This is a genomic window from Thioalkalivibrio sp. ALE17, from assembly GCF_000425605.1.
Classification (GTDB): domain Bacteria; phylum Pseudomonadota; class Gammaproteobacteria; order Ectothiorhodospirales; family Ectothiorhodospiraceae; genus Thioalkalivibrio.
Genome location: NZ_AUDT01000007.1, coordinates 1 through 26,412, shown reverse-complemented (window position 1 = coordinate 26,412; position 26,412 = coordinate 1). Strand labels below are relative to the sequence as shown.

Here is a 26,412-nt window from a genome sequence, read left to right as displayed (position 1 = left end):
GGCAGCTGCTCGGCGGAGCCCTACTGGCTGGAAGTCGCGGAGGAGCTGGGGCTGGATCCCGAGATGGGCCCCGCGATGGACCCCGGGCCCGTGTCGGACCCGCCTTCTTCCTGAATGCGGTGGATCACCGCGAGGGCCGTGCGCCGGCTGTAGTCGTGGACCTTCCAGTGGTCCCGCATCCAGCCGACCAGGAAGCGGTAGAAGTCGGCCTGGGCCACCGGGAACAGTGCGCGCCACTCGCGCTCGACGGCCCCGGCCACGTCTCCCTTGCCCTGCGCGTACAGGGCCTCGCCCAGCGCGGCGAAATAGACCTCCAGCAGTTCGGCCTCCCAGGCCTCCTGTTCCCGTTCGTCCAGGCAGCTCCCGAGGAAATAGGCCACGTCACGCATCCCGCAGCCACCGCCTGCGTACTGGAAATCGACGGCGGCGACGGCGTCGGCCCCGGGCGTGAAGCAGAAGTTCGCGACCTTGGCGTCGCCATGGACGAGCGTGCGGTGGCGGGCACTGGTCAGGGCGGCGTCCAGCATGGGCGCCGCGGCGCGAATCGCCGGGTCCTCGATGGCGGCCCATTCGTCCGGGCGGGTGGCCAGGTGCCAGTAACTGCCCTCGGGCCACAGCCCCTTCGGGGCGTGTCCCAGGAAGCGCGCATGGAAGCGGGCCAGCCAGTGCAGGCAGTGCTGCGCCTCGGCGCGGGTCAGGTGTTCCTTGCGCCGCGCAAAGCCGGCGGCGTCGAGGTCTTCCAGCAGGAGCAGGTGCTCGTCGCCGATGGTCCCGGTGGCCAGGCAGTGGGGCACACGGCTAACGGGGTTGCAGAGGCCGGCCCAGTCACGATACCAGGCCATCTCCACCTGGTAGGAGCGAACCTTGCGCTGATGCGAGCGGTCGTTGCTCCAGCCCCGCGGATGGTCCATTGCGTCGGGGAAGACCACGTGCTTGAGGATGACCGTCGGCTGGTCGGCCCCTTGCAGCCGGTAGCGGACGATCTCCCCGTAGCCGCTCCACAGGGTCTGGATCACCTGCTCGCGTTCCGCCTGGCGGGCGCCGGTGGCCTGCCGGACAAAGTCGGTGGTGCGGGCGCTCATCGGCGCGGGGGCAGGGCGCGGCAGCTCCAGAACACGCCGACCATCTCCAGCATCGCCGCGTCGTCCCGCGTCCAGAACACGATGTCGTCGGTAGGGTTGGCGTAGCGTCCGCCGTAGGCGGTCTCGGTGGCCTGCAGGCGGGCCCGGGCACCATTGAAGGCGAGCAGGGCCTGGTTGTCTTCGAAGGTGGCGGTGAACTCGGGCCCGTAGGCGCAGATGTAGGACACCTCGCGCGGCGCGTCGTCGCCGCGGGGCAGTGCGCTGCAGCCGGCGAGCAGGACGATTCCGGCGAGGACGAGGAGTGGGCGCACGCGGTGGCCTCCGGTGGATGGTGTGCCATCGTAGCCGCTGGGCGGACGCCCTTGCATGTCTCCCTGCGGTGCCGGGGTTGTTGGCACGCAGTGATCAGGCGCTGTGGCCCGACTGCGCGCCGGTTGCCGCGGGTCGCGCGAGCAGGCGTTCGCAGTCCGCCGCTGCCTGCGGGCGGGCAAACAGGAAGCCCTGCAGGGTCTGGCAGCCCTCCGCCTCCAGGAAGTCCTTCTGTGTCGAGGTCTCCACGCCCTCGGCGACGGATTCGAGACCGAGGTTGTCGGCCAGGCCCAGTATGGTGCGGACGATGGCGGCATCACTGGTCCCGGGAGTCAGATCCGCGATGAAGCAGCGGTCGATCTTCAGCACGTCCAGCGGGAAGCGGCGCAGGTAGGCCAGCGAGGAATACCCGGTACCGAAATCATCCAGGGCCACCCGCACGCCCCGCTCGCGGAACTGGCCCAGGGTACGGATTACCTGCTCGATGTCGGCCATCAGCATGCTTTCGGTGACCTCCAGTTCCAGGGCATTGGCGTCCAGCCCCGTCTCTTCCAGCACACGGTCAATGCAGTGGGCCATTTGCCGATCCCGGAACTGGGGGGCGGCCAGGTTCACGGACATCCGCACGGCGGGGAGTCCGGCCTGATGCCAGGCCCGGCACTGGCGGCAGGCCTCGGTCAGGATCCACTGGCCCAGCTCGACGATCAGCCCGGTCTCCTCGAGGATCGGGATGAAGCCGCCGGGCGAATGCACCGTACCGCCGGGGTCCATCCAGCGCAGCAGGGCCTCGACGCCGACGACGCGCCCGTCCTGCGCGGCCACCCGTGGCTGGTAATGCAGGAAGAACCCCTCGTGGTGGTCGACCGCGCGCCGCAGCTGACCCTCCAGCGAGACGCGCTTGCGCACGTCGCTGTTGAGGTCGCCGGAGCAGAATTCGATAGCATTGCCCTCGGTACGCTTGGCCTGATGCATCGCCGATTCGGCGCGCCGCATCAGGTCGGCGATGTCGCGGGTATCGTGCGGATACACGGCGACCCCGATCGAGCCCGGGACGTAGAGTTCGTGTTCCCCGGCCTTGATGACCCGGCGCAGGGGTTCCAGCAGGCGGGTGACCGATCCGGCGACCGCGCCGGGTGCTTCCACCGGCAGCAGGGCGCCGAACTCGTCCCCGCCCAGTCGGGCCAGGACGCCGCCCACGGGCAGGCGGTTCTCCAGCCGCCGCGCCACATGTTGCAGGACCTCGTCACCGGTGGCCTGGCCCATGCCTTCGTTGACGCTCTTGAAGCGGTCGAGCCCGATATGGGCGAGTACCAGCGGGCGTCCCAGGCGTTCGGCATCCACCACGGCCTGCTCGACGCGCTCGGCAAACCGGGTCCGGTTGGGCAGGCCGGTGAGGGCGTCGTGATAGGTGATGAAATGCAGCCGCCGCTCCGCCTCGCGGCGCTCGGTAATGTCGTGCACCACACCGGCCATGCGCTGGGGCTGGCCTCGGGAGTCGAAGTCCACGCTACCGCGCTGGTGCACGATGCGGACGCTGCCATCGGGGCGGACGATCCGGTGTTCGATGTCGTAGTCCGGGCCCTCCGGGGTCAGGGCCGCGTCGACGGCATGCTGCACGCGCTCGCGATCGTCCGGATGCACGGCCCGCATGAAGGCCTCGTGGGTCGCGCCCCACTGGTCCGCTTCGAGGCCGAAGATCCGGAAGACTTCGCTGGACCAGCGGATCCTGCCGGCCTCGAAATCCGAGATCCAGTTGCCCAGATGAGCAATCTGCTGGGCCTCCTGGAGTTCCCATTCACGCTGCTCCAGGGCCTCGCGCGCGGCCTGGCGCTCGGTGATGTCCTGGAAGGAGACCACCGCGCCGGTGACCCGGTTGCGGGAATTGAACAGGGGGGCCACGTTGATCAGTACAGGAAACCCGTGCCCGGCGCGGCTCCAGAAGTATTCCTCGCAGGCCTGCAGCGGTTCCCCGGTACGCAGGACCCGGTACACGGGGCATTCCGTGGCCGGGAAGGGCTGGCCATCGGGGCGGCTGTGATGGGACAGCTCGTGCGAGTTGCGGCCCAGAGCTTCTTCCTCCGTCGCAAACCCCAGCAGTTCGCGGGCGGCGGGGTTGAGGAAGGTGTAGTGACCGTCGGCATCGATGCCGAACACGCCTTCGGCCAGGCTCCCCAGGAGGTTGTCGCGCAGGGACTCGGTCTGCCGGCGCTCGGTGACGTCGATGCCCAGGGTCTGGAAGTGGGTGATCCGGCCGGCCCCGTCGAAGAACGCGCGGCTGGTCCAGCGAACCCAGCGGTCCGCGCCATCGCCGCGCTGGACGGGGTTTTCGATGGTGCGCACCGGGGCATCGGGGGTATAGCGCAGCAGGTCGGCCCGGTTTTCCGCCTGGCGCTCGTCGGGCAGGTCGTGGATCCAGCGGTGGCCCACCAGCCCGCCGGGCGGGGCCGCGAAGAATTCGTGGGCGGCCTGGTTGGCATAGAGGATGGTCGTGTCGGGGTGATAGCAGATGATGATGAAGGGGTGATGTTCCACCAGTTCCTGGTACTGGATCTCCACCCCGGACGAATCGCTCATGCACTTCCCCCTGTCGGTCGCGGTTTCGGTGGCCCCTTCCCACCGATCGCGTCTTCCGGAGTCTGGCAGGAGGTCCGCGACCGCGCAAACGGTACTTCAGAGGGAGATTTGGCTCGCGCTACGCGACCGCCTGTCGCCGGGTGCGGGAGCGCCCGTAGAGGTCAGTGCGGGTCCTCGCGGGACTCCAGCTGATCCAGCGGGTCGTGGTCATCCTCCTGTTGACGCACCCGTCGTGCGTGCAGGCCGGGATCGGCGAGCGAGGGGTCGGCCTGTACATTGCGTACCACCAGAAAGGTCCACACGGTGGCAAATCCCCACAGAAAGACCCCGATGGCCAGCGGGAAGGCGGCGTGCCCCGAAGCACCCCCGAGGCCGGTCCACAGGGCATAGGCAATGGAGACCAGGGCCGCGGCCCAGACGATGGCGATGGGGGCGGCGCAGCTGTGGGCGGCGGCACCGTAGCGGTAGGCCGCGATCGGGGGCAGGGTGACGCCGAGGGTTCGGTACAGCGCGGGTTCGCGCGCGGGGTCATGCAGGCTGGTCATGTCCGTTTCGCCCTCCCGAGTGCCGGATTCCCCGGAGTCTGGTCCGAAACCGAGGCGTTTTCCAGATGACGGCGCGTAGCGCCCGGCGGAATCGGGTATGGATCACGGATTCGGGCGTTAGCGGCCGATCGTGTCCCCGTCACGCACGCGTATCGGTTTTCCCTGAGATCGCTGGCGATGGCAATGGTTCAGCCGGCCCTCGGGGAGTCCGTGATCGCGACCCGGTTGCGGCCATTGCGCTTGGCCTGGTACAGCGCGCGGTCCGCGGCCTCGACCAGCCGCGCGGCGCCGCCCGTCGCGTCCGGGATGATGCTGCTCACCCCGGCGCTGGCGGTGAGCGTCGGGGTAATGCGCGAACTGGCGTGAGGGATCGCCTCGTCGCGTATGCGCTGGAGGCAGCGTTCGGCGAGGGTGTGAGCACTCTCCCGATCGGTGTCCGGCAGGATCAGGACGAACTCCTCTCCGCCCAGACGTGCCAGCAGGTCCTGTTCGCGCTCGACGACACCGCCAAGGCAGGAGGCAATCCGTTGCAGGCAGACGTCGCCGGCCGGGTGGCCGTAGCGGTCGTTGTATTCCTTGAAGTGGTCGACATCGAGCATGATGACGGCGAGTGGCCGCTGATCGCGCCGCGCGTGCGCCCACTCGCGCTCGAGCACCAGATCGAACTGACGACGGTTGGCGATGCCGGTCAGCGAGTCGCGATAGGACAGCGCCTCCAGTTCGGTCTTCAGGTGCAGCAGTTCTTCTTCCTGTTGCTTGCGTTCGCTGATGTCGAACATAAACCCGACAAGGGCTTCGACCTCGCCCCCTTTGCGCACCACGTGGACCACATCGCGGATCCAGATGTAGTGTCCGTCCCGGGTCAGGGCGCGGTAGTCGGCCTCGTGGTCGACGCCGGACTGCGACTGGGTCACGCAGAAGTTGACCACCGATTCGCGGTCGTCCGGGTGCATGCGTGCCACCCAGTCGTCGATGCTGACCCAGCTCTCCGGCGTCCAGCCCAGAAGGGCCTCGATCTGGGGACCGATATAGGTGAAGCGCATGGTGGCCCAGTCGATTCGCCACGGGATCGCGCGGGTGGATTCCAGCAGCGTGCGATAGACGTCGCTGTCCGGTTCCATGTCGGCGAGCGTCGTGGATGGCTCGCGGGCGGGCGCGAGGTCCGCCGGTGTGCCACCGGGTGTTTCGGGCGGGTTCGCGCTCATGGCGAAAGGCGTCCTTGTGCCGTCTTTCAGCTTGTTGTGAGTGGCTGGATCAGCAGCTCGAGGCGCGGGGTCCGGACGGGGCTGCCCGGGTTCGTGTTCACTGTACCGGTACCCATACTGCGCAGTACCAGCCGCTCGGGTGCCACGCCGGCATCCTGCAGGCGCTTGCCCGCGTTCAGGGCATCGCCTGCGGCGGGGGTCTCCGCGCCGTCGTCGGAGTCGGGGTCCGGGCCGTCGCGATAGGCCACGAGGGTGATCAGGCTGGCGCGAAATTCGTGGAGCAGGTGACCAATGGTGTCCAGCGCACGGGCCTGGCCGTTGCCTTCGTTCAGGGTGACGTGGATGCCCGCGTCCCGGTGCTCGATGGTGGCGGGCTGCCCGGCCAGCTCCTGGCGCAGCCGGGCGCCGAGGACATCCACGTAGTAGCCCACGCGGGCCGGCTCCAGCGTCTCGTGGCCCTGCTCGCGCAGGGCCACGCGGCGTTCGCTTTCCGCGTGCTTGGAGGTGGCCAGGCTCAGCGCCGCGGCCGAGGGTTCCTCGGGCGTGGCCTCGTCGGCCGCAGGGGTGTCCGCGGCCCCGTCCGGGTCGGTGGCCGGCTCGGCGGTCGTGGCGGGGCGGTCCTCGGTCGCGGCCGGGCGTTCCTGTTCTACCGGCAACAGGCCGCAGCCGGTGGCGGTTGCCGCCAGCAGCAGGGCCAGTGTCAGGGCGCGTCCCGGCAGGCGCGGGGTGGGGATATTGGGCATGCTCTCCTCAGTGGTTGCGGCACCAGTCCAGGAAGGCCTGAGCGGGCAGGGGGCGGCTGTACAGGTAGCCCTGTCCGCCGTCCACGCCCTGCTGGCGCAGCCATTCGGCCTGGTGGGGCGATTCGATGCCTTCGGCGACGATGTGCAGCTTCAGGGAACGGGCCATCTCGATGATGTGGCCGATCACGCTGCTGGTTACCGCCTCGTGGGCGATGGCATCGGCGAAGGTCTTGTCGATCTTCAGTGTATCCAGTTCGAAATGTTCCAGATAGGAAAGACTTGAATATCCTGTGCCAAAGTCGTCGATGGCGATGCGGTGCCCGCGCCCGCGCAGTTCCCGCAGGCGGCCGCGTACGGTGTCTTCGTTCAGCAGGGAGCGTTCGGTCAGTTCCAGCTTGATCGAGGCGGGGGCAACGCCGGCCTCGCGCAGGGCCTTGCGCAGGGCGTCCCCGAAGCGATCGGAGGCCAGGTCGTGGCCGGTAATGTTGAGGTTGATAGTCTGTTCGGTATGCGCCCGCAGATGATCCCCCAGGTCGTGGAGGATGGCGCGCAGGATCGCGAGGGTCAGGTCGGTGGCCTGTCCGGTGTCCTCGGCCAGGGGTACGAACACATCCGGACGAATGGTCTCGTCGCCCTCGCGGTGCCAGCGTGCGAGGGCCTCCGCTCCCCGGCAGCGGCCATCGGCGAGGTCGACGATGGGCTGGTATTCCACGCTCAGGCGGTCGCGGGCGATGGCCTCGCGCAACTCGTTGGCGAGGCTCAGGCGCCGCCGCAGGTAGTGCACGACCAGGAGCAGCCACAATACCACCAGCAGCAGCCCGAAGACCCCGGCCACGACAAGGGTCGGCAGATAGCGGTCCCAGAAGGCCGCCAGCGGCTGCGCCGCGATGATGTCGATGGGGAAGATCGTATCCAGGGAGAAGTGGCTGACCAGGCGCCCCGCGGCACGGTCGACGCTGAGACCGGTGGGCGTGGCTTCGGGCGACGGGAGGTCCGCGTCGCCTGGATGGCGTGTCATGGGCAGGCCTTCGACCCACAGGCCAACCTGCTGGCTGTCCAGCAGGCCGGGGGGCATCAGCAGCCGCGGGTCGATGGCCACGTCGTGCTGTCCGAAGCGCATCAGGAACAGCTCGACACCGCCCACGGCGGTTGCCGCGCTCGGCCACCAGGCGATGACCCCACTGTCGTAGATGCGGCTGGCTCGGGGTGGAGTCAGGGCCTCGCCCTGGACGAACCCGGCCCCGCACTGGCGTTCCGCCGCGCGCCAGTAGCCGATGGCCCGTACATGCGGCCGGGCCATCGCCACATCCTGCAGGTGTTCCAGGTGTTCCGGCGAGCAGGGCTCCATCTCCAGCTGGTTCAGGGTGTCCAGCAGGTCGCGGGCATCGACCAGGGTCGCCTCGGTCCCTTCGCCCAGGCGCTGGGCGAGTTCGGCCAGGCGTTTTTCCTCCGCCACCACGGACTCCTGCCAGAGGAACCAGGCCAGGGCGGCGAGCGGCAGCAGGATGCCGAGCAGGGCCGCGACCGAGACCGAGAGCAGGACCTTGTCGCGTCGTGTGATCATGGTGGCCGTGGAAGAGGCGGGACAGTTGAAGCTTAGCATGCGCCCGGACGAATTCCGGGGCGGGCGCGGCGCTTTGGCGCGGCATTCGGAGCCGTCTATGCTCGAAGGGATACCAGTCGGTTCGGGGGTGCCCGATGAACACGAAGACGGAACCCACCCAGCCCGGAACACGGGCCGAAGCCGCTGTTGCCGCGCCGCGCAGCCGCCTCAGCATGCACGAAGGCGTGACCGCGTCCTGTGACTGCTGTTCCTGCGAGGCGGAACCCTACTGGGCGGAAGTCGCCCGGGAACTGGGGATCGACCTGGAGTCCGAAGTGGGTGCGCAGGGAGATCGGGGCTAGTCGCAGGTCCCGACGGAGTCGCGGGCGCAGATGCGGCCATCGGTCCAGATGCTGCGCCCGAGCCGGGCCCCGTCCAGGCGTGCGCCCGCGAGGTCGGCCCCGGTCAGGTTGGCATGCGCGAGATTGGCGTCCTCGAGGTTGGCGTCGACCAGGTGCGCCCGGATCAGGTCGGCCCCGGTCAGGTTGGCGCCGGCGAGATCCGCACCCTCCAGGCTGGTCAGGGTGAGATCGGCGAAGCGCAGATCGGCGTCCGTGAGGCGGGCACCGTGCAAGCGCGCGCCGGCCAGGCGGGTGTTGTGCAGGGATGCGCCCGTCAGGTCGACGCCACGCAGGTCGGCGCCGGCTCGGTCACAGTAGTTCCAGTTGATGCCGGGCGCCGGTGCCGCTGCGCAGTCCGGTCCCGGGTCGCGTTCGAGCGTGATGCCGAAACCGATGAGCAGCGCGAGGGCCAGCGCAACCGCGGAGCCGCCCACGATCCAGGGGCGCGGCCCGCGGATCCAGCCGCTCCAGGGCGGTGGCGGTTGTTCCAGGATCTCGGCCCATTGCTGGCGGTGAGAGAGGGTCTCCGGTGATTCCGGGCAGCGGCGGTCGCCCTTGCGGCGGTCGCGGATCTCGGGCGGCGGGTCGTCGTGACGCCGCTCGCGGCGGCGTTCGTCTTCGCGCAGGCGCGCCTGCTCCAGGCGTTCGCGACCCTCCGGGGTGTGGGCGTTCTGCAGCTCTTCGGGGATCAGGTGCGGGCGCTGGTCGATCCGCCACCAGGTCTCGCCGTCGCGACTGACCTCGTCATCCGGGCACAGGCGGCCCAGGATCAGGAAGCGGCCGATGGAGCGCTGGGGGTAGGGGCCGCAGACCTGCCCGCCGCGCCGGGTGAACCACAGTTCATGGCGCCCGTCGCCGGGTTCCGGTAACGGGTCGTTGGGATCGGGCGAGGGATTGGGGGGGTCGTGGGCCACGCTGCTCCTGGATTCCCGCGGGGTCGCCTCCGTTGCGACCGATGCCGCGATTATAGGGCATGCCCCCGGGACTCGAGCTGCTCGCGCAGTTCGTCGGCGGCGGGCTGTGCCTTTTCGAGGATCTCGTCAATGCGGTTGAAGTGCAGCAGGCGGATGCCGCCGGTGTCCGGGACGAGGTAAAGATCGGGCGGATCCAGCCGGGTCATGTGGCGGATGATGGAACCCTGCATGATGCTGAAGCTCTTGAACAGCAGGTCCGTGATGCCGATGTCCTCGGTGTCGTTCTGCGCGCCGTTGCCGGAGACATCCACGGCGATGACATAGTCGTACTGGCCCTGGAGCAGGTCGTAGGGCAGCGGGTTGGAGGCGCCTCCGTCGATCAGGTAGCGGTCATCGCCATGTTGCACCGGTTCGAACAGTCCCGGAACGGCCATGCTCGCGCCGATGGCGGCGAAGAGGTCGCCCTCGTCGATCACCACGCTGTCCCCACTGCGGAAGTCGGTGGCCACCACGGAGAACGGGATGCGCAGGTCGTCGAAGTCACGGGCCTCGGTGTGATCGGCGAGAAAGCGCAGGAATTCGCTGGAGTCGAACAGGGCGTTGCGGCCCAGCCGCAGCGGGACCAGGTCCAGCAGCTTGATGTCGGAGCGGGCCAGCCCGGTGAGGGCGTCGAGTTCGGACCCGGCGAAGTCATCGAACAGGTCCAGGATCTCTTCAGCATCCAGCCCAGCGGCATACAGCCCGCCGATCACGGCCCCGATGCTGGTGCCGGTGATGCGGTCGGGGTGCATCTCGAGGTCGTCGAACACCTGGAGGATGGCGATATGCGCCAGGCCGCCGGCGCCGCCCGAGCCCAGCGCCAGCCCGATGGTTGGCGATGACGAATCGGCGCGCTCCGCCATCAGAGGCGCCGGCGCGGCGGACAGCAACAGGGCGAGGAGCAGGACCAGCAGCGGCTTCATGGGGTGGCGTACTTCCGAATCGTGAGGTGCATCCTGCTACCCTGAGCCGGAATGCATCCGGGGGCAAGCCTTTTGGAATCAGGGTATTCGAGTGCGCGGGCCGACAGGATTCCCCGCGGGTTCAAGTGGGCCTATCTCGCCTTTGTGCTGGTGCTGGTGCCGATCTACGCGGCCGTGCACGGGTGGTTCAATTTCCTGTGGTTTTCCAACGTCGCGCTGCTGGGCGGGCTGCTCGCGGCCTGGCTGGAGAGCCGTCGCCTGGCCAGCATGATGCTGGTGGCCGTGGTGCTGCTGGAGCTGGGCTGGGTGCTGGACTTCCTGCTGAGCATGCTGGTCTGGGGCTGGGCGCCGCTGGGCATCGTGCACTACATGTTCAACCCGGAGATTCCGTTGTTCGTGCGCCTGCTGTCGCTGTACCACCTGCCGCTGCCGTTCGTGCTGATCTGGCTGGTCTGGCGCCTGGGTTACGACCCGCGTGCCTGGCGCTACATGGCGATTCTGGGCTGGGCCATCCTGCTGCTGACCTTTGCGCTGGCGGACCCCGAGAACAACGTGAACTGGGTCCTGGGGCCGGGCGGTCAGGTCCAGGAGTGGATGCATCCGGTCACGTGGCTGGGCGTGGTGATGGCTTTTTGTACCGGGGTCTGGTGGTTGACCCATCTTCTATTCGGGTGGTTGCTGCCGCGGCGCGGAGTAGAATGAAGTGGTCCGTCGGGTGGTAATGGCGAGGTGCTGCTGTGAGTGAGTCTCTGCATGTGGTGTGTCCGCATTGCGATGCGGTCAATCGAATCCCCGCCGCGCGCCTTGGCGCCGGGGCGAAGTGTGGCCAGTGTCACCAGCCATTGTTCGCCGGCGAACCGGCGGAACTGACGAGCACGAATTTCCGGCGGCACGTCGAGCGCAACGATATCCCGCTGCTGGTCGATTTCTGGGCGCCCTGGTGTGGTCCCTGCAAGATGATGGCGCCGCAGTTTCGGCAGGCGGCGGGGGAGCTGGAGCCCACCGTGCGGCTGGCCAAGGTGAACACCGAGGCAGCACCCGATCTGGGGCAGCAGTTCGGGATCCGCAGCATCCCGACGCTGGCGCTGTTCCGCGGCGGCCGCGAGCTGGCCCGCCAGGCGGGGGCCATGGGCGCGGCGGATATCGTGCGCTGGACGCGGGGGCAGGTGTAGACGTTGGTCCGGGCCCGGCGTCCAGCGGCCCGTGTTTGCTAGCCCAGTCGGCGCCAGGCCTCGTGGCCGCAGCTCATGCACTGGTACTGGGCCTCGAAGTGTCCCGGTTCGTCCGGGCGTTCGCGGATGGTGCCGTCCTGGAAGGTGAAACTGCGCAGGGTGCAGCGCGGGCATTTCTCGACCGGGTCGCGCGGCGGACGGGGTTCGCCGGATGTCGGCGCGGGCTCGCCGTCCGTGGAGCCGGAGGCCTCCTCCAGCGCCTGATTGAGTTCCCGCGTCAGTTCGGCGGTGAGGCGGTGGGCGGCCTCCGCTCGGTCCTCCCGGGCCATGGCTTCCAGTTCGGCGAGGCGGTCGCGGATGGACTTCAGGCGGGACGCGAGTACGGTCATGGGGATCTCCGGGGTGGTCTGTCCGCGAGCATAGCCGGTTCGAGGTGGCCCGGGGATATCAGGAGTCGCTGGCGACTTGTGGATCCAGGCGCACTACCGTGCGTCCCCGAATCTGTCCGGCGAGGATCTGCTCGCCGTAATGCGGCAGGTCGTCCAGCCCGATCTCGGTGGCCATCGCCTCCAGATCGTGGCCGGGGAGCAATGCGGCCAGGCGTTCCCAGGTCTCTCGCCGTCGTTCGGCGGGGCACAGCACCGAGTCGATCCCCAGCAGGTTGATGCCGCGCAACAGGAACGGCAGGACCGTGGTCTTGAGCTGTGGCCCCCCGGCCAGGCCGCAGGCCGCCACCGAGGTTCCATAGCCCATGCCGGCGAGTACATGGGCCAGCATGTCGCCCCCCACCGTGTCAACGCAGCCGGCCCAGCGTTCGCACAGCAAGGGCTTGGTCGGGGCATCGGCCAGGTCGGCGCGGGGCAGGATCGTCGACGCACCCAGCTGTTGCAGGTAGTCGGCGTTCTCCGCGCCGCCGGTGACGGCGGTGACCGTGTAGCCCAGGCGGGCCAGCAGACGTACGGCGATACTGCCCACGCCGCCGGAGGCACCCGTGACCAGGACCTCGCCGGCGTCCGGCTGCAGGCCGTGGTCCTCCAGGGCCTGGATCGCCAGCATGGCGGTAAAGCCGGCGGTGCCCGCGGCCATGGCCTGGCGAGCGTTGTAGCCCGCAGGCAGCGGGACGAGCCAGTCCGCCTGCACGCGGGCGCGTTCGGCGTAGCCGCCCCAGTGGGTCTCGCCCACTCGGTAGCCGGTCAGCACAACGGGGTCGCCCGGGCGGTAGCGTGGGTCCGCGGACTCGAGGACCGTGCCGGCCAGGTCGATGCCCGGCACGTGCGGGTAGTCCCGGACCAGGTTCCCCTGGCCCTGCAGGATCATGCCGTCCTTGTAGTTCAGCCCGGAATAGTGCACCCGCAGCAGGACCTCGCCGGCGGGCAGGTCATCGAGCTGGAGTGGGCGGATTGTCGCCCGCGGTCCATCGGGCGTGTGTTCGAGGATCAGGGCCTTGAAGGTATCGGTCATGCGGTCTGGCGTGGTGTACGGATGGGACGGAGAGCCTAACAAAGGTGCGAGCGCGGGACCCGCGCGGCGGGAATGTTGCTACCCTCCAGAGTATGGGCGAGCATCGTGGACGGGCTCCGTCGAACGATTGCGCGGTGCGTGCCGACAGGTATCCCTGTGCGAGGATGGCCATGGCGGACGATCTCCACACGCGTTTCCACACCCTGATCATCGAGCATGCCCCGGTGTGGGTGAACACCCTGGACACCGAGGGGCGGGTGACGCTCTGGAATCGCGCGGCGGAGCGGATCAGCGGCTATCGGCGCGAGGACGTCGTGGGGCATGCCGCGATCTGGGAATGGCTTTACCCCGACGCTGACTATCGCGCGGCGATCCAGGAGGAGGTGGAGGCCATCATTCGCGACGGGCGCGAGATTGCGGGTCTGGAGACCACGATCCGGACGCGCAGCGGCGAGGCGCGCACGCTGTCGTGGGCGGCCCAGCGGTTTTTCGATGATGACGGCACGCTCATCGGGGCCAGTGCGATCGCCGAGGACATCACCCGCCGCAAGCACCTGGAGGCAAGGGCCCAGCGCCAGCAGCGGCTGCAGGCGTTGGTGTCCGCGATCTCCGCCCGGTTCGCCGACCTCGCGGCGGACGCAGTGGACGCGGCCGTAACGGAGGTACTTCGGGACCTCGGCGAGTTCTTCCAGACGGGCCGTGCCTATGTGATCCGGTTCCGTCCGGACGGGGCGACCATGGACCTGGTGCATGAGTGGTGTGCCCCCGGCGTCCAGCCGTTCCTCGACCAGATGCAGGGCATTCCCATGGAGTCCCATGGGTGGGTGACCGGTCACATCCGGCGCCGCGATACCGTGCACGTGCCCGATGTGGACGACCTCCCCCCGGAGGCCGCGGTGGAGCAGGCCGAGTTCCGCCGCCAGATGATCGAGTCCCTGTTGCTGATCCCGCTGATCAGTGATCAGAACGCCTTCGGCATGCTGGGTTTCGACTCGGTGAACCGGCGCTGCGAATGGAGCCCCGAAGAGATCGCCACCCTGCAGGTGGTGGCCGACATCATCGCCGGAACGTTCGCCCGCAAGCAGGCGGAGGCCGAGCTGGCGCGCCAGGCGCGGGTGGATGGCCTGACCGGGCTGGCGAACCGACGCGAATTCGACGCCGTGCTGGAGCGCGAATGCCGCTCTCGCCGCGAGGTGAATCTGGCACTGCTGATGATCGATATCGACCACTTCAAGCCGTATAACGACCGCTTCGGGCATCAGCGCGGGGACGACTGCCTGCGCCGGGTAGCCCGGGTGCTGCGGGAAGCGGCCCACCGGCCCACGGATCTGGTTGCGCGCTACGGGGGTGAGGAATTTGCCTGCATCCTGCCGGACACTACGCTGGAGGGTGCCCGCGCGGTCGGCGAGCGGGTGCGCCGCGAGGTGGAGGCCCTGAAACTGGAACATCCGGACAACGTGACCGCTTCGGTGACGGTCAGTCTCGGCGTCAGTACGGTGAGCGGGGCGCGTTCGACGACCCCGGAGGCTCTGCTGGGCGAGGCGGACCGGCTGCTCTACTGCGCCAAGCGCGAGGGGCGCAACCGGGTCTGCGCGGCGGGGCTGTAAGTGGCCGCGCCCGAGTCGCTATTCGCCGGTTGAGCGCGTCGGGCGCTCGCGCGGGTCGGGCGAGCGCGCGTCGGTGCGCTCCAGCAGGGGTACGACGGGTGTGGACTCGCTGTCCTCGCTGACGAACTGGTCGCCTTCCATCCACGGCGGCGGCAATTGCGGCCGCATGTCCTGGACCTGGGCCAGATTCGGGAACTCGACCTTGGAGAACAGCTCGGCGGCGGATTCCTGTGCCTCGGGGTTCTGCACGGTCAGCACGAAGCCCGTGGCCAGCACCAGCAGGGACAGCTGGAAGCGCTGATCGCGGTAGGTGGAACGTGAACGCAGCAGATCGAGCATCGGATGGTCTCTCGGGAGTCTTGCTTCAGGAGACATTACGCCGGGGCGGGTGGTTCCTTCAAGCGGGCATGAGGAAAGGCCGGGTTTTTGGCTGGCCCGGGGCGCGGCCGGCGGATCTCAGGGTTCGCGGCGGCAGACCAGGAAGACCTCTTCCACTCCCGCGGTGGGCACCATGCCGGGGCTCAGTGCGAGCGGCTTCTGCAGGCGCAGGCCCAGCGGCATCAGGAAACGGTTGTAGACCTTCATGGCGACGGGCCGGTGTCGCTGCAGGAACCACATCCCGAGATCGGTGAGGCGCGAGGATTTCGGCTTCATCCCGAAGATCGCGCTTTGTTCGATCGTCAGCCCGTGGCGTTCGAGTAGCTGGATCAGATGCGCCGGCTCGTAGCGCCGGTAGTGGCCGACGATGTCGTCGAACGGGGTCCAGTACTCCGGGTGCAGCGGGGTCGAAAGCAGCACCCGGGCCCCGGGCGCGGCCACCCGCGAGAGTTCGCCAAGGGCCGCCTCGTCGTCCTCCACGTGTTCGATGATGTCCAGAGCGCACACCAGGTCGAAGCGGTCGTCGGCATAGGGCAGGGCGGAGATCGGGGCGGTCTGGGTGACACCGCCCCGATGGTCCAGTGCGGCCAGGGCCGGCGGGCTGATGTCGACGAAGTGGGTGTCCGCGATGGGCAGTCGCGGGCGCATGCCGGGCCCCACTTCGAGGCGGCGCTCACGGGATGCCGCGAGACTGGAGACCAGGGTCCAGGTATTGAAGCGCTCGGGGGCTACCAGGCGGGTATCCGCCCACAGGCCATCATAGAAACGCTGATTGACGTCGCCGATGTCCGAACAGGGTTGTGGGGAGGGCTCTCGAGTCACGTAGAGGGCGTGCTGGAATGCGGGACGACAGTCTAACGAACCTGGAGGACGGTGACAGGTTTGCGGGCGTGTAGCGGGAAACCGTTCTCGGTTTGAGGGGGGCGACCGCATGGGTACGCCGTCATGGTCGGCCCGTCCGCCGGCGCGAGTGCTGGCGCTGAATCCAGTAGCGCAGCACCGAGCCGAGCAACAGGAAGACCGCCAGGACGACCAGCGGCAGGAGGGTCCGGGCCTGCAGGACCTCGCCGGTGGCGATGGCATCCGTGGCCTCGTGGATGGCGGTGGCGTAGACGCCCCACTTGACGGCCAGGCCGAGCACGGCCGCCAGCATGAAGCCGCCCAGTGGCAGGCCGAGGGCCCCGCCGGCGTAGTTGATCATTGAATGCGGGAAACCGGGGAACACCCGCAGCGCCATCTGCGTGGCGACGTGGCCGTGGCGCCGCAGGAAATCCGTCAGCCAGTTGTCCTCGCGGCCATCGCGTTCGGTGCGCGCCAGGCGGGCGGCGACCCGGTAGGCCCCCCAGGCACCACTCGTGCTGCCGATCAGCAACAGGCCGACGGCGACCAGCGGCGGATGGAACGGGGCAATCAGCCATATGACCAGCGTGCCCGGCAGGGCGAAGACGAGCATCAGCGCCATCAGGAGCACCAGCCCGGCGGTGGCCCAGGGGCCGCCCGCGAAGGTCTCGCCCCAGGCCAGCAGGCGGGCCGGGTCCCCCATCCACAGCGCGCTGCCGATGCCCAGCGCGATCAGCAGGACCAGCACGCCACGCCCCAGGGTGGCGCGTGTGATCCGGTGGTGGACTGGCGGCATGGGTTCTCCGTGGCTGCGGCGGGACGATGGTCTCAGGGTAGACGATGCGCACGGGTGGCGTGGATGATCCGTGTTTCCCTCGCATTGCCGCGATGGATGGGTACACTCGGCGGGGTACCGCGAAGGAGCGACGGATTGAGCAAGAAGCTGGAAAACCGGACGGCACACAAGATCCTGCGCGGGCTCAAGTCGCGTTATCCGGTGTTCTACCTGCTGGGCTGGGACGAGGACCGCATGGAGCGGCTGCTGCGCTCGGTCGCGCGCTCGTTCTACGGCGAGGATGGCCACCTGGAGGTCTGGTCGGCGAGCCACGGGTTCGGCGAACACGATGCCCCGGGCGCGCCGACCACCGATCCGGTCGCGGCGGTGGCGCGGGTGGCGGCAGGGGAGACGGAAGCGCCGCGCATGGTCCTGCTGAAGGACCTGCCCACCTGGTTCGACGACAACCCGGCACTGGTGCGCGGGGTCCGCGATCTCTACTACCAGCTGAAGAAGGGTCGCAACGTGGTGTTCCTCAGCTGTCCGCTGCTGAAGCTGCCGGAGATCCTGAAAAAGGAGGTCTTCCTGGTCGAGGTGGACCTGCCCTCGGAGGCCGAGGTGCTGGAGCAGCTCGAGCACACCCATGGCGCCGAGGCGATCCCGCGCGAGCAGTTGTTCCGCCTCGCGGCGGGGATGCGCGGGTTGTCCCTGAACGAGGTCGGGCATCTGAGCGCGCGGCTGTTCCGCGGCCAGCCCCTGCCCGAGGCCGAGATGCTGGCCGAGATCCAGGAGGAGAAGGGCCAGATCCTGCGCAAGGAGAGCTGTCTCGAGTTCTATCCGCCACAGCGCTCGCTGGAGGACATCGGGGGCCTGGAGAATCTCAAGGAATGGGTGCGCACGCGCGCCGACCTGTTCACCGAGAAGGCCTGGAACGACAACGTTCCGCTGCCCGCCGGGGTGCTGTTCATGGGGGTCAGCGGCTGTGGCAAGAGCATGGCCGCCAAGGCCATCGCCACCGCCTGGGGGCTGCCGCTGGTGCGGCTGGACATGAGCCTGGTGCTGTCCGGCAGTTTCGGCACCCCGGAATACGCCTTTGCCCGGGCCACCCGTATCGCGGAGGAAATCGCGCCCATGGTGCTGTGGGTGGACGAGCTGGAGAATGCCTTTGGCTTCGACAGCCACGCCGCCGGCAGCGCCGGCAATGTGAATATTTTCTCGAGCTTCCTCACCTGGCTGCAGGAGAAGTCGCCACGCGTGTTCGTGGCGGCGACCGCGAACCGTATCCAGCAGCTCCCGGCCGAGCTGATGCGCAAGGGGCGCTTTGACCAGTTGTTCTTCCTCGACCTGCCGAACGTGGAGGAGCGCAAGGAGATCCTGCGCATCCATATCGAGCGCCATGGCGGCCACCTCGAGGACTTCAACCTGAACTACATGGCGGCCAGTACCGAGGACTGGAGCGGGGCCGAGATCGAGCAGGCGGTGAAATCGGCGCGCATCGACGCCTACCAGGAGGGCCGGGTATTCAACCAGCGCGACGTGATCCGTAACGTGATCAACACGGTACCGCTGTCGCGGACCATGGTGGAGCAGATCCGCGAGATCAAGAGCTGGGTATTCCAGCGCGCGATCAACGCCTCCAAGCCGGAGACGGCAGCCCCGCCGAAGCCGTCCGGCTGACCGCCCGGTTCGCCGGGCCGCCTATACTCGGAGCAGGGGGACGCCGAAGCCGGCGCCGGTCCCCCGCGGGTTCAGGGTCGGGTCGCCGGTGGAGGAATGCTCATGTGGCGCAATGTTTCTTTCGTGATCGTCCTGGCGGCGACCCTGGGGCTCGGCGGCTGTGCGACCTATCAGGGCTCGCAGGAGCAGGCCGGGATGGTGATCGGTGGCGTGCTGGGCGGCGTGCTCGGTTCTCAGGTCGGATCCGGACGTGGCCGCACGGCCGCCATCATCGCCGGGACCCTGGCCGGTGCGGCGATCGGTGGCTCGGTGGGCCAGTCCATGGACGAGGTGGACCGCCTGAAGACGGCCCAGACCCTGGAGAGCGTGCGCACGGGCGTGCCCTCGCGATGGGTCAATCCCGACAGTGGCAATCAGTACACCGTGGTGCCGACCCGAACCTACGAGACCACGGCCGGCCCGTGCCGCGAATACACCATTGACGCGGTGATTGGCGGCCAGACCGAGCAGGTGTACGGGACGGCCTGTCGGCAGGCGGATGGCAGCTGGCGCGTCCAGGGCTGATACGCCAGTGTCTACCTTGGGAGACGCTGATTGAATCGCACGTCCGCGCTCGAGTCGCTTTTGCGTGCGAACAAGGCGCTGTGACCGCGGTGCAGTCATTCTGCACAAGGGAACCGCAACGCTGCGCGCGCGCCCGTTTTTGATCACCAACGGGCGGCCGAGCCCCTGCTTTCTATGGCTTGTGGGGTTGGTGCCCCCCGATTCTGAATGAATATGGCCCGATCCTGCGTTGCGCCCCGAATCCATCCAAAACGGGCGGGTAGAACCACTACCCGCTGTACGACGCGCCTTGTCTCGGAACGATTGTCTCGAACAACTGGGGGGGCACCAACGCGGACGTGCGATTCAGTCAGCGTCTCCCTAGCTGACGGGTTGCGGGCTGGCCTGTCCATCCCCCGGGGCAGAATCGGGTGGGGTGTCCGGCAGGTCGGTTTTGCCCGGGCCGTCCAGGGTGCGCGAGACCACGCGGTCGCGGCCTTCGCCCTTGGCCTGGTAGACGGCCTGGTCGGCGACCCGGAAGAGGTCGTTCATGCTGACCTCGCGCCCGGCCGGGCGGCTGGTGACGCCGAAGCTTGCGGTAATGGTCAGCCCGGCGGGTTCGAGTTCACGCAGCTGCTGGCGCAGCTCCTCCGCGCGGGTGTGGGCATCGAACAGGTCGCATTCCGGGAGTAACAGGAGGAATTCCTCGCCCCCGAAACGCAGGGCCACGTCGCTCTCGCGTCCGGTGGTGCGCAGGAGTTCGCCGACGCCGACCAGGACCTCGTCCCCGACCAGGTGGCCATGGGTGTCGTTGATCTGCTTGAAGTGGTCGATGTCCAGCAGGATCAGGCTGAGCGGGATGTCGTTCTGGTTGGCTTCGGCGAAGAAACGCGCGGCGCACTCGGCCAGGACGTTGCGGTTACGCAGTCCGGTCAGCGGATCGATCATTGCCATGTCGTAGAGCTTCTGGCGCTGGTCCTGGACCTCCTCGAACAACCGCTTGTTGGCCAGCAGGTTCCCGATGCGGGCGCGGACCTCGTCCTCCAGCACGGGTTTCGTCACGAAGTCGTTGACGCCGAGGCGGAAGAGTTCGGCGCGCCGGTTCTGGTCGTCCAGGCCGGACATGGCCACGATAGGCAGGCTGGTCTTGTCGGGGAACTGCTGGCGCAGCCGACTGACGAGCCCCATCCCGCTGATCTCGCCCTCCACCAGGATGTCGGAGAGCACCAGGTCCCAGGTGCCCCGGTCAAAGGCCTGCAGGGCCTCGTCGGCGCTGCGGAAGTGCGCGACCTCCAGGCCCATTCCCTCGAGGATGCGGATCATCACGCGGGCGACGGTGGGACTGTCCTCCACGTACAGGACGTTCCCCTCGTGGGCGTGGTCCACCGGCCGCCCGTAGCGCGCGGCCTGATGGAACAGGTCACGGATGTTGGTCTTGTCGTGGAGGTCGGTGGCGCCGGCCTCGAATGCCTGACGGCGGATGTCGTGGTCGTGCTGGGTCGTAAGCAGGATCAGGGGCAGGTCATGGCCGGCGGCCCTGGCACGGGCCTGGCGGCAGAATTCCACGCCGGTCATGTCGGGCAGGGTGATCGAGGCGCAGACCAGTTCCAGGTCGTTTTCCTCGATGCGGGCAAGCCCTTCGGCCCCGCTGCTGGCCATGATCGGCTTGTGCCCGGCGGCCAGGACCATGCGGCTCCACAGCGCCCGGAAGACCCGCGAGCGGTCGACGACGAGGATCTTCATGCCGGGCCTCCCGCGGCCGGGCGCCGCAGGGGCGCGCGCGTGGGCTGTGGCCGGGCTGTATTGGTCTTCATGGCGGGTTCCGACTCCGTTCAGGCATCCGCACGAAAACCCGGATGATGCGCGCCTTTGCGCTGCTGTTCAAACCGAAGCAACGGGCGCGGTGGACAGGGCCTGCGGGGGGAGGAACAATGCAGCCAGGCGGGCGAGCGCGCCTAGCCTATGGATCAGGAAGGGAGTCCGGCATGAGCTATCTGCAGCGAATGGGGAGTCTGCTGCGTTTTGGCAAGGCTGGCGAACGGCGCAGGAAGGCACGCCGGGAGGCCGCGCGCGGGCTGCGTGTGCTGGTGGTGGATGATTCGCGCACCGTGGTCGCACTGCTCTCCAGCATGCTACGGCAAAACGAGATGGAGCCGGTGGGGGCCGGCGATGCCGAGCAGGCCCTGGCGCTGGCCCGCGAGAACCCGCCGGACCTGATCTTTCTCGACATCATCCTGCCCGGGATGACCGGGTTTGCCATGCTGCGTCAGCTGCGCCGGGACCCGGTGACCGCGAAGGTGCCGGTGATCATGATCAGCGGCAACGAGGACGCGGTGGAGCAGTTCTTCCTCGATCGCATCGGCTCCGATGACTTCATGAAGAAACCCTTCGGTCGCGGCGAGGTCTTCTCGCGGATCGAGCGCCTGGTGGAGCAGGGTCGCCTGCCGGCGCGTCCGCTCCGGTTTTCCGGGTAGAGAAGTCGTCGAGCGCCGTCAGTCCGCGAGACGGGTGCGCCAGGCGTCGATCTCGCCGTGCAGACGCTGCTGTGCTTCGGGCTCCAGGAACGCGGCGTCGATGGCGTTGCGCGCGAGGCGTTCCAGGTCGTCGGGACCCAGTTGCAGGGCTTGGGCGGTCGCGCGGAAGTTTTCCCCCACATAGCCGCCGAAATAGGCCGGGTCGTCCGAATTGATGGTGACGCACAGCCCGGCGTCCATCAGGCGTTTCAGGTTGTGGTCTTCCAGGCGGTCGAAGACGCACAGCTTGATGTTGGACAGCGGACAGACCGTGAGCGGGATCCGGTCGCGGGCCAGGCGCTCCATCAGCGCCGGGTCCTGTTCGGCCTGCACCCCGTGGTCGATGCGCGCGACCTGCAGCCCGTCCAGTGCCTGCCAGATGTATTCCGGCGGGCCTTCCTCACCGGCATGGGCCACCGCGGGGAAGCCCTCGGCACGGGCCCGGTCGAACACCGCCTGGAAGCGCTCGGGCGGGTTGCCCAGCTCGGCCGAATCGAGGCCGACCGCATGGATGTGTTCGCGCCACGGCAGGGCCGTCTCCAGGGTCTCCATGGCCGCGTCCGCACTCAGATGACGCAGGAAGCAGAGGATCAGCCGGCTGGTAATGCCGAGTTCGCGCTCGCCATCGGCGAGCGCCCGGCGGATGCCGTCGATGACGGTCGCGAATGCCACGCCGCGCTCGGTGTGCGTCTGCGGATCGAAGAAGATCTCGGTGTGGTGGACGTGATCCGCCTGGCAGCGTTCGAGGTAGGCCCAGGTCAGGTCGTAGAAGTCCTGCTCGGTCAGCAGCACGCGGGCGCCGGCGTAGTAGATGTCCAGGAAGGACTGCAGGTCGTGGAACTGGTAGGCCGCGCGCACGTGCTCGACCGAGGCGTACGGCAGCTCGACCCCGTTGCGCTCGGCCAGGGCGAACATCAGCTCGGGCTCCAGCGTGCCCTCGATGTGCAGATGCAGCTCGACCTTGGGCAGGGTGGCGATGGCATCTTGCATGGCGGGTCCGGTCCCTGGGTATCGACAGCCGCTGAAACTAGGCCGGCGGCGTCCGGGCCGCAAGTACCCCGGGTCAGCCGAGGGGCGCGAGCAGCTCGTGGAAGAACCGGGCCAGCAGGCCGGGCTCCAGCCAGAGCATGAAGGCCACGCCCCAGGCGCCACCCCACAGATGGGCGCTGTGGTTGATGTTGTCGCGGTTCTGCCGCTGGGCGTAGAGCGAGTAGCCGACATAGACCGCGGCGAACACGATGGCCGGGACCGGGATGAAGAACACGAACAGCAGGGACCACGGCTGGAGCAGGATGTAGGCGAACAGCACCGCGGACACCGCGCCCGAGGCCCCCAGGGAGCGGTAGCTCGGGTCGCGCAGATGCCGCAGGTGGCTGGGCAGGCTGGCCAGCACGATGGCGGCCAGATAGAACAGGACGAAGCCACCCATGCCGATCTCGGGCACCAGCACGCGCTCCATGGCCATGCCGAAGAAGAACAGCGTGATCATGTTGAACGCGAGATGGGTGCCGTCGGCATGGATGAAGCCGTGGGTCACCAGGCGCCAGTACTGGCCGCGCTGTACGGACGGCGGGTGATGGATCATCGCGTGCAGCCAGCGCGGGTTCTGCCATGCGAGCAGCGAGACCACGACCGTGGCGACGATCAGGTACAGCGTCATGCTGGGTTCAAAGTTCACCGGCGAACTCCCGCGTACCGTAGCGCCAGACCTGAAGACCCTCCGGCCAGCCGCCGGGCGCAAGCCCGGCCTTTTGCAGCAGCGCGTCGAGGAAGGCCTCGGGAGCGGGCAGTTGCTCCCACACCGCGGGCAGGAAGGTCGCCCACCGCGTCCCGGCCTGGATGACCAGGCCATCGCGCTCGGGCTGCAACTGCTGCAGCAGGGCCTCTCGATGCGGGGCATCCACGGGGTGCGCGGCGCTTAGCAGGGTCACCGAATACTCGAGCCCGACGAGTTCCTCCGGGCGCAGGCGGGGAAAGCGCGGATCATGGAGGGCGGCGGCCCGGGCGTTGTGCTGGACATCCGTGGCCAGGGGGCGATGGGCCTCCAGGCTGCCGATACAGCCGCGCAGGGCATCCCCCCGCTTTAGGGTCACGAAGCTGGCGCCCGGGTCGGCAAGCGGGGCGGGCTCCTCCGCGAGCGCGATACCGTCGGAGGCATGGTCGTGCGCGGCCCGGTGGATGGCGTCCGCTGCGAGTTGCAGCAGGCGCTCACGCGCCGGCGCGGACAGGTCGATGACGGGCGTCATTGCAGCATCCACGCGCCGTAGCCGACCACCTGGTCGCGCGGGCCGGCGGTGTCGCCGGAGTTGCGCTGGTCCAGAGTGGTAATGGCGAGACCCCGCTGCCGCGCCAGACGCAACAGACCCGCCAGGGGGCGGCAGCCGCAGGCCTGTTCCGGGCCCAGCGCGTGCGCATCCAGGCGTTCGATTGCCCGGGTGGTGGCGGTATCCAGCCGGCGCGCGGTGGCGTAGTCATGGAAATGGGAGAGATCCGAGCTGACCACGATGAGGGTCTCCGGGCCGCCCCACAGGCGTTCCAGTACGTTCGCAACCTGTTCCGCGGGGGCATCCCCGACCACCAGCGGTACCAGCTCGAAGGCCCCCAGGGCCACCTGCAGGAACGGCAGGTGCGCCTCCAGGCTGTGTTCCGGGGCGTGTGCGAGGTCGAGTGCCTGGACGCCGGGCAGCCCCGCGATGGTGTCCAGCGCCTTGTGATCCACGGGGACGTCGCCCAGGGGGCTGCGGTAGGCCGTGACCGTGGTGGTCGCGATCCCGTGGAAGGGCACGCGATGCGACGGGCCCAGCAGCACCACGCGCCGGATGCGGCCCGCCAGCGGGCGGATGCGGGCATAAGCCGAGGCCGCCACCGGGCCGGAGTAGGGGTAGCCGGCGTGCGGGGCGATCAGGGCCTTGGGCGGCGCCGCGTCGGGTGCCGGCCGGACGGCATCCAGCAGCCGGGTGACCGTGGCCCGCAGCTCGGCGGGGTCGGCCGGGTAGAACTGTCCCGCGATAGCGGGCTCGCGGACGCGGAGCGGGGCGCTCATTGGAGGTCTCCGTCGGACATTATGTCGTTGAATATCGGGGTTTCGGCCTCATATTCAAGGGCATGAACCACGAGCCGGACCGGATATGAACGACACCCCTGAACATGACGCCTTCACGGTGGCCACGCGCTACTGGCACAGCCTGGAGGATGGCCGCGTGCAATGCGACCTGTGCCCGCGCTACTGCAAGCTGAAGCCCGGGCAGCGCGGGGCCTGCTTTGTCCGCGCCAATCTCGACGATGCCGTGGTGCTGACCAGCTACGGGCGCTCCTCCGGCTACTGTGTCGACCCGATCGAGAAGAAGCCGCTGAACCACTTCCTGCCGGGCAGCCCGGTGCTCTCGTTCGGTACGGCGGGCTGCAACCTGGCCTGCAAGTTCTGCCAGAACTGGGATATCAGCAAGTCGCGCGAGATCGACACCCTGGCGGACCGTGCCGATCCCGAGACCATCGCCCGCGCGGCCGAGGCGCTGGGTTGCCGCGCGGTGGCCTTCACCTACAACGACCCGGTGATCTTCCATGAATACGCCATCGACGTCGCGGCTGCCTGCCGTGCGCGGGACATCCGCTCGGTGGCGGTCACCGCCGGTTACATCACCGAACAGGCTCGCGGCGAGTTCTTTGCCGCCATGGACGCGGCGAACGTGGATCTGAAGGCGTTCACCGAGCGCTTCTACCACAAGCTGACCGGGGCTCATCTGCAGCCGGTGCTCGACACCCTGGAGTGGCTGGTGCACGAGACCGATACCTGGGTCGAGATCACCACGTTGCTGATCCCCGGCGAGAACGACAGCGACGCGGAGATTACGTCGATGGCGCAATGGATCCTGGAACACCTGGGCCCGGATGTGCCGCTGCACTTCACGGCCTTCCATCCGGATTTCAAGATGACGGAACACCGGCGCACGCCGATCGAGACCCTGCAGCGGGCACGCCGGATCGCCCGCGAGCAGGGCCTGCATCACGTGTACACGGGTAATGTGCACGATGCGGACGGCCAGAGCACCTGGTGTGCGGGGTGCGGGCAACGCCTGATCGGGCGCGACTGGTATGAACTGTCGGACTGGAATCTGACCGTCGATGGCTGTTGCAACGCCTGCGGGGCATCGGTCCCGGGTGTCTTCGAGTCCCGCCCCGGCACCTGGGGTGCCCGGCGGCAGTCGGTGCGGCTGGCCGACTTTCGAAGGGCTTGATTCACCGGGCTTGAAAAGTCCCTTTGGGCGACCTAGTTAATTCGCTAGACAGGGTTGGATTTCTACCGGAGGTGATGATCATGGACCTGCAAAAGCTCAAGCCGTGGAACTGGTTCAAGCGCGAGGAGGCGGCGAACCCGGAGGTGGTTCCGGCCCGTGGCGAGATGTCGGAGGTGCCCATGCGTGATCCGCTGATGCGCATGCACCGGGAGATGGACCGGATGTTCGAGGACTTCTTCGGTGCCGCTCTCGGCGGGCGCGAGCGTGACGCGGCCTCGCTGCTGCTCAAGCCCAGTGTGGATATTGCCGAGAGTCGCAAGGCGTACCGGATCACCGTCGAGGTACCGGGCATCGAGGAGGATGCGATCGACCTGACGGTGGACGGCGATGACCTGATCATCTCCGGCGAGAAGCGCCAGGAGACCAAAGAAGAAGACCAGGGCTATCATCGGGTCGAGCGGGCCTACGGGCAGTTCCGCCGGATCCTCAGCCTGCCGGGGGATGCGGATGTCGATGCGATCCAGGCGCGGTTCAAAAACGGCGTGCTGACGATCGACATCCCCCGCCGTGCGGAGGACGCGCGGCCGGGAGTGCGCCGGATCGACATTGGCTCCTGATCAGTCGCAGGCTCCACGGCGGCTGCGGTCGTCATTACGTACATGGACGCCCCCGGTTTGCCAAGCGTTTGAGTGATGGTTTCGGGGCGACGATTGCTCCCGTACATTCGGACTGCGTGTGCGGCTTTCATTCGCCACGGTCCCGGATGGATTCCGCGGGTGGAGGGTCCCAGCGAGGTCACGCACTCGAGGTGCTTCGCAATGATCGGACTGGCCCCCACCGGGATCGCTCCCGTTGCCATCATGCTCAATCGCTTGCGCAATCGAGGGTTGGGTACGTAATAACGCGTTCGCTTCTCCGTTTTTGTAGGCTTAC

At 68.3% G+C, this 26,412-nt stretch carries 28 protein-coding genes; 9 read left to right on the top strand and 19 right to left on the bottom strand.

Annotation, left to right across the window (positions count from 1 at the left end; all coding sequences use genetic code 11):
- Positions 1 to 20 precede the first annotated feature (20 nt).
- From H609_RS0106265 to H609_RS0106235, 7 genes are all read right to left on the bottom strand, one after another.
- Positions 21 to 1,082, bottom strand: a complete 1,062-nt coding sequence (locus tag H609_RS0106265; protein WP_028484564.1) for a phosphotransferase — start codon at positions 1,080 to 1,082, stop codon at positions 21 to 23.
- Positions 1,079 to 1,393, bottom strand: coding sequence for an MliC family protein (locus tag H609_RS0106260; RefSeq protein ID WP_018866090.1), 315 nt, complete (start codon positions 1,391 to 1,393; stop codon positions 1,079 to 1,081). The genes H609_RS0106265 and H609_RS0106260 overlap by 4 nt, the downstream gene beginning before the upstream one ends.
- Positions 1,394 to 1,487: 94 nt before the next feature.
- Complete coding sequence (locus H609_RS0106255; protein WP_028484563.1) at positions 1,488 to 3,965, bottom strand: EAL domain-containing protein; 2,478 nt, start codon at positions 3,963 to 3,965, stop codon at positions 1,488 to 1,490.
- A 161-nt stretch (positions 3,966 to 4,126) separates the two neighbouring features.
- Complete coding sequence (locus H609_RS0106250; RefSeq protein WP_018866092.1) at positions 4,127 to 4,510, bottom strand: hypothetical protein; 384 nt, start codon at positions 4,508 to 4,510, stop codon at positions 4,127 to 4,129.
- 188 nt (positions 4,511 to 4,698) lie between these two features.
- Positions 4,699 to 5,715, bottom strand: coding sequence for a sensor domain-containing diguanylate cyclase (locus H609_RS0106245; protein WP_028484562.1), 1,017 nt, complete (start codon positions 5,713 to 5,715; stop codon positions 4,699 to 4,701).
- A 26-nt stretch (positions 5,716 to 5,741) separates the two neighbouring features.
- Positions 5,742 to 6,458, bottom strand: coding sequence for a hypothetical protein (locus tag H609_RS0106240; RefSeq protein WP_018866094.1), 717 nt, complete (start codon positions 6,456 to 6,458; stop codon positions 5,742 to 5,744).
- Positions 6,459 to 6,465: 7 nt separating this feature from the next.
- A complete protein-coding gene (locus H609_RS0106235) occupies positions 6,466 to 8,022 on the bottom strand; it encodes an EAL domain-containing protein (protein WP_028484561.1) in 1,557 nt (518 codons plus the stop codon).
- Positions 8,023 to 8,156: 134 nt separating this feature from the next.
- Here H609_RS0106235 and H609_RS13350 point away from each other — a divergent pair, with 134 nt between their 5' ends.
- Positions 8,157 to 8,363 (top strand): hypothetical protein, encoded by a 207-nt coding sequence (locus H609_RS13350; RefSeq protein WP_018866096.1) that lies wholly within the window; start codon positions 8,157 to 8,159, stop codon positions 8,361 to 8,363.
- Here the strand turns inward: H609_RS13350 and H609_RS0106225 are convergent.
- Together H609_RS0106225 and H609_RS0106220 are read right to left on the bottom strand one after the other, a co-directional pair.
- Positions 8,360 to 9,316, bottom strand: coding sequence for a pentapeptide repeat-containing protein (locus tag H609_RS0106225; protein WP_018866097.1), 957 nt, complete (start codon positions 9,314 to 9,316; stop codon positions 8,360 to 8,362). The two genes, H609_RS13350 and H609_RS0106225, sit on opposite strands and share 4 nt — an antisense overlap.
- A gap of 50 nt (positions 9,317 to 9,366) precedes the next feature.
- Positions 9,367 to 10,278, bottom strand: coding sequence for a patatin-like phospholipase family protein (locus tag H609_RS0106220; protein WP_018866098.1), 912 nt, complete (start codon positions 10,276 to 10,278; stop codon positions 9,367 to 9,369).
- Between the two features lie 144 nt (positions 10,279 to 10,422).
- Between H609_RS0106220 and H609_RS0106215 the strand changes: the two genes are divergently transcribed.
- Both H609_RS0106215 and trxC read left to right on the top strand, forming a co-directional pair.
- Positions 10,423 to 10,980, top strand: a complete 558-nt coding sequence (locus H609_RS0106215; protein ID WP_018881119.1) for a hypothetical protein — start codon at positions 10,423 to 10,425, stop codon at positions 10,978 to 10,980.
- Positions 10,981 to 11,015: 35 nt separating this feature from the next.
- On the top strand, positions 11,016 to 11,450 hold the full coding sequence (gene trxC, locus H609_RS0106210; RefSeq protein ID WP_028484560.1) for a thioredoxin TrxC: 435 nt from the start codon (positions 11,016 to 11,018) through the stop codon (positions 11,448 to 11,450).
- A 38-nt stretch (positions 11,451 to 11,488) separates the two neighbouring features.
- Here trxC and H609_RS0106205 read toward each other — a convergent pair whose 3' ends face one another.
- Positions 11,489 to 11,839, bottom strand: coding sequence for a hypothetical protein (locus H609_RS0106205; protein ID WP_018866101.1), 351 nt, complete (start codon positions 11,837 to 11,839; stop codon positions 11,489 to 11,491).
- Positions 11,840 to 11,897: 58 nt separating this feature from the next.
- The gene (locus H609_RS0106200; protein WP_028484559.1) at positions 11,898 to 12,911 is read right to left on the bottom strand and encodes an MDR family oxidoreductase; all 1,014 of its coding nucleotides are present in this window, start codon (positions 12,909 to 12,911) and stop codon (positions 11,898 to 11,900) included.
- Between the two features lie 170 nt (positions 12,912 to 13,081).
- On the opposite strand from H609_RS0106200, the gene H609_RS0106195 reads away from it, so the two are divergent.
- A complete protein-coding gene (locus H609_RS0106195; RefSeq protein WP_018866103.1) occupies positions 13,082 to 14,518 on the top strand; it encodes a diguanylate cyclase in 1,437 nt (478 codons plus the stop codon).
- A gap of 18 nt (positions 14,519 to 14,536) precedes the next feature.
- Here the strand turns inward: H609_RS0106195 and H609_RS0106190 are convergent, their stop codons facing one another.
- The 3 genes from H609_RS0106190 to H609_RS0106180 form a co-directional block, all read right to left on the bottom strand.
- Positions 14,537 to 14,857, bottom strand: a complete 321-nt coding sequence (locus H609_RS0106190) for a hypothetical protein (protein ID WP_018866104.1) — start codon at positions 14,855 to 14,857, stop codon at positions 14,537 to 14,539.
- Between the two features lie 117 nt (positions 14,858 to 14,974).
- The gene (locus tag H609_RS0106185; RefSeq protein WP_018866105.1) at positions 14,975 to 15,718 is read right to left on the bottom strand and encodes a class I SAM-dependent methyltransferase; all 744 of its coding nucleotides are present in this window, start codon (positions 15,716 to 15,718) and stop codon (positions 14,975 to 14,977) included.
- A gap of 121 nt (positions 15,719 to 15,839) precedes the next feature.
- Positions 15,840 to 16,532, bottom strand: a complete 693-nt coding sequence (locus tag H609_RS0106180; RefSeq protein WP_028484558.1) for a VTT domain-containing protein — start codon at positions 16,530 to 16,532, stop codon at positions 15,840 to 15,842.
- A gap of 135 nt (positions 16,533 to 16,667) precedes the next feature.
- On the opposite strand from H609_RS0106180, the gene H609_RS0106175 reads away from it, so the two are divergent.
- Positions 16,668 to 18,188 (top strand): AAA family ATPase, encoded by a 1,521-nt coding sequence (locus tag H609_RS0106175; protein WP_018866107.1) that lies wholly within the window; start codon positions 16,668 to 16,670, stop codon positions 18,186 to 18,188.
- Between the two features lie 102 nt (positions 18,189 to 18,290).
- Positions 18,291 to 18,752: an RT0821/Lpp0805 family surface protein gene (locus tag H609_RS0106170; RefSeq protein WP_018866108.1), complete on the top strand. Its 462-nt coding sequence runs from the start codon at positions 18,291 to 18,293 to the stop codon at positions 18,750 to 18,752.
- A gap of 360 nt (positions 18,753 to 19,112) precedes the next feature.
- Here the strand turns inward: H609_RS0106170 and H609_RS0106165 are convergent, their stop codons facing one another.
- On the bottom strand, positions 19,113 to 20,474 hold the full coding sequence (locus tag H609_RS0106165; protein ID WP_028484557.1) for a diguanylate cyclase: 1,362 nt from the start codon (positions 20,472 to 20,474) through the stop codon (positions 19,113 to 19,115).
- Between the two features lie 242 nt (positions 20,475 to 20,716).
- Here H609_RS0106165 and H609_RS0106160 point away from each other — a divergent pair, with 242 nt between their 5' ends.
- Positions 20,717 to 21,205, top strand: coding sequence for a PleD family two-component system response regulator (locus H609_RS0106160; RefSeq protein WP_018877607.1), 489 nt, complete (start codon positions 20,717 to 20,719; stop codon positions 21,203 to 21,205).
- A gap of 18 nt (positions 21,206 to 21,223) precedes the next feature.
- Here H609_RS0106160 and H609_RS0106155 read toward each other — a convergent pair whose 3' ends face one another.
- The 4 genes from H609_RS0106155 to amrB all read right to left on the bottom strand — a co-directional run bounded on the left by H609_RS0106155 (position 21,224) and on the right by amrB (position 24,287).
- Positions 21,224 to 22,234, bottom strand: a complete 1,011-nt coding sequence (locus H609_RS0106155; RefSeq protein ID WP_028484556.1) for an adenosine deaminase — start codon at positions 22,232 to 22,234, stop codon at positions 21,224 to 21,226.
- Positions 22,235 to 22,307: 73 nt separating this feature from the next.
- Positions 22,308 to 22,922 carry a rhomboid family intramembrane serine protease gene (locus H609_RS0106150; RefSeq protein ID WP_028484555.1) on the bottom strand — a complete coding sequence of 205 codons (615 nt, stop codon included), beginning with the start codon at positions 22,920 to 22,922 and terminating at the stop codon, positions 22,308 to 22,310.
- On the bottom strand, positions 22,912 to 23,490 hold the full coding sequence (gene amrA / locus H609_RS0106145; RefSeq protein ID WP_028484554.1) for an AmmeMemoRadiSam system protein A: 579 nt from the start codon (positions 23,488 to 23,490) through the stop codon (positions 22,912 to 22,914). Before amrA ends, H609_RS0106150 begins: the two co-directional genes overlap by 11 nt.
- Positions 23,487 to 24,287 carry an AmmeMemoRadiSam system protein B gene (gene amrB, locus H609_RS0106140; protein WP_028484553.1) on the bottom strand — a complete coding sequence of 267 codons (801 nt, stop codon included), beginning with the start codon at positions 24,285 to 24,287 and terminating at the stop codon, positions 23,487 to 23,489. Before amrB ends, amrA begins: the two co-directional genes overlap by 4 nt.
- A gap of 85 nt (positions 24,288 to 24,372) precedes the next feature.
- Here amrB and amrS point away from each other — a divergent pair, with 85 nt between their 5' ends.
- Both amrS and H609_RS0106130 read left to right on the top strand, forming a co-directional pair.
- Positions 24,373 to 25,479, top strand: coding sequence for an AmmeMemoRadiSam system radical SAM enzyme (gene amrS / locus H609_RS0106135; protein WP_028484552.1), 1,107 nt, complete (start codon positions 24,373 to 24,375; stop codon positions 25,477 to 25,479).
- 80 nt (positions 25,480 to 25,559) lie between these two features.
- Complete coding sequence (locus H609_RS0106130) at positions 25,560 to 26,096, top strand: Hsp20/alpha crystallin family protein (RefSeq protein WP_028484551.1); 537 nt, start codon at positions 25,560 to 25,562, stop codon at positions 26,094 to 26,096.
- Positions 26,097 to 26,412 lie beyond the last annotated feature (316 nt).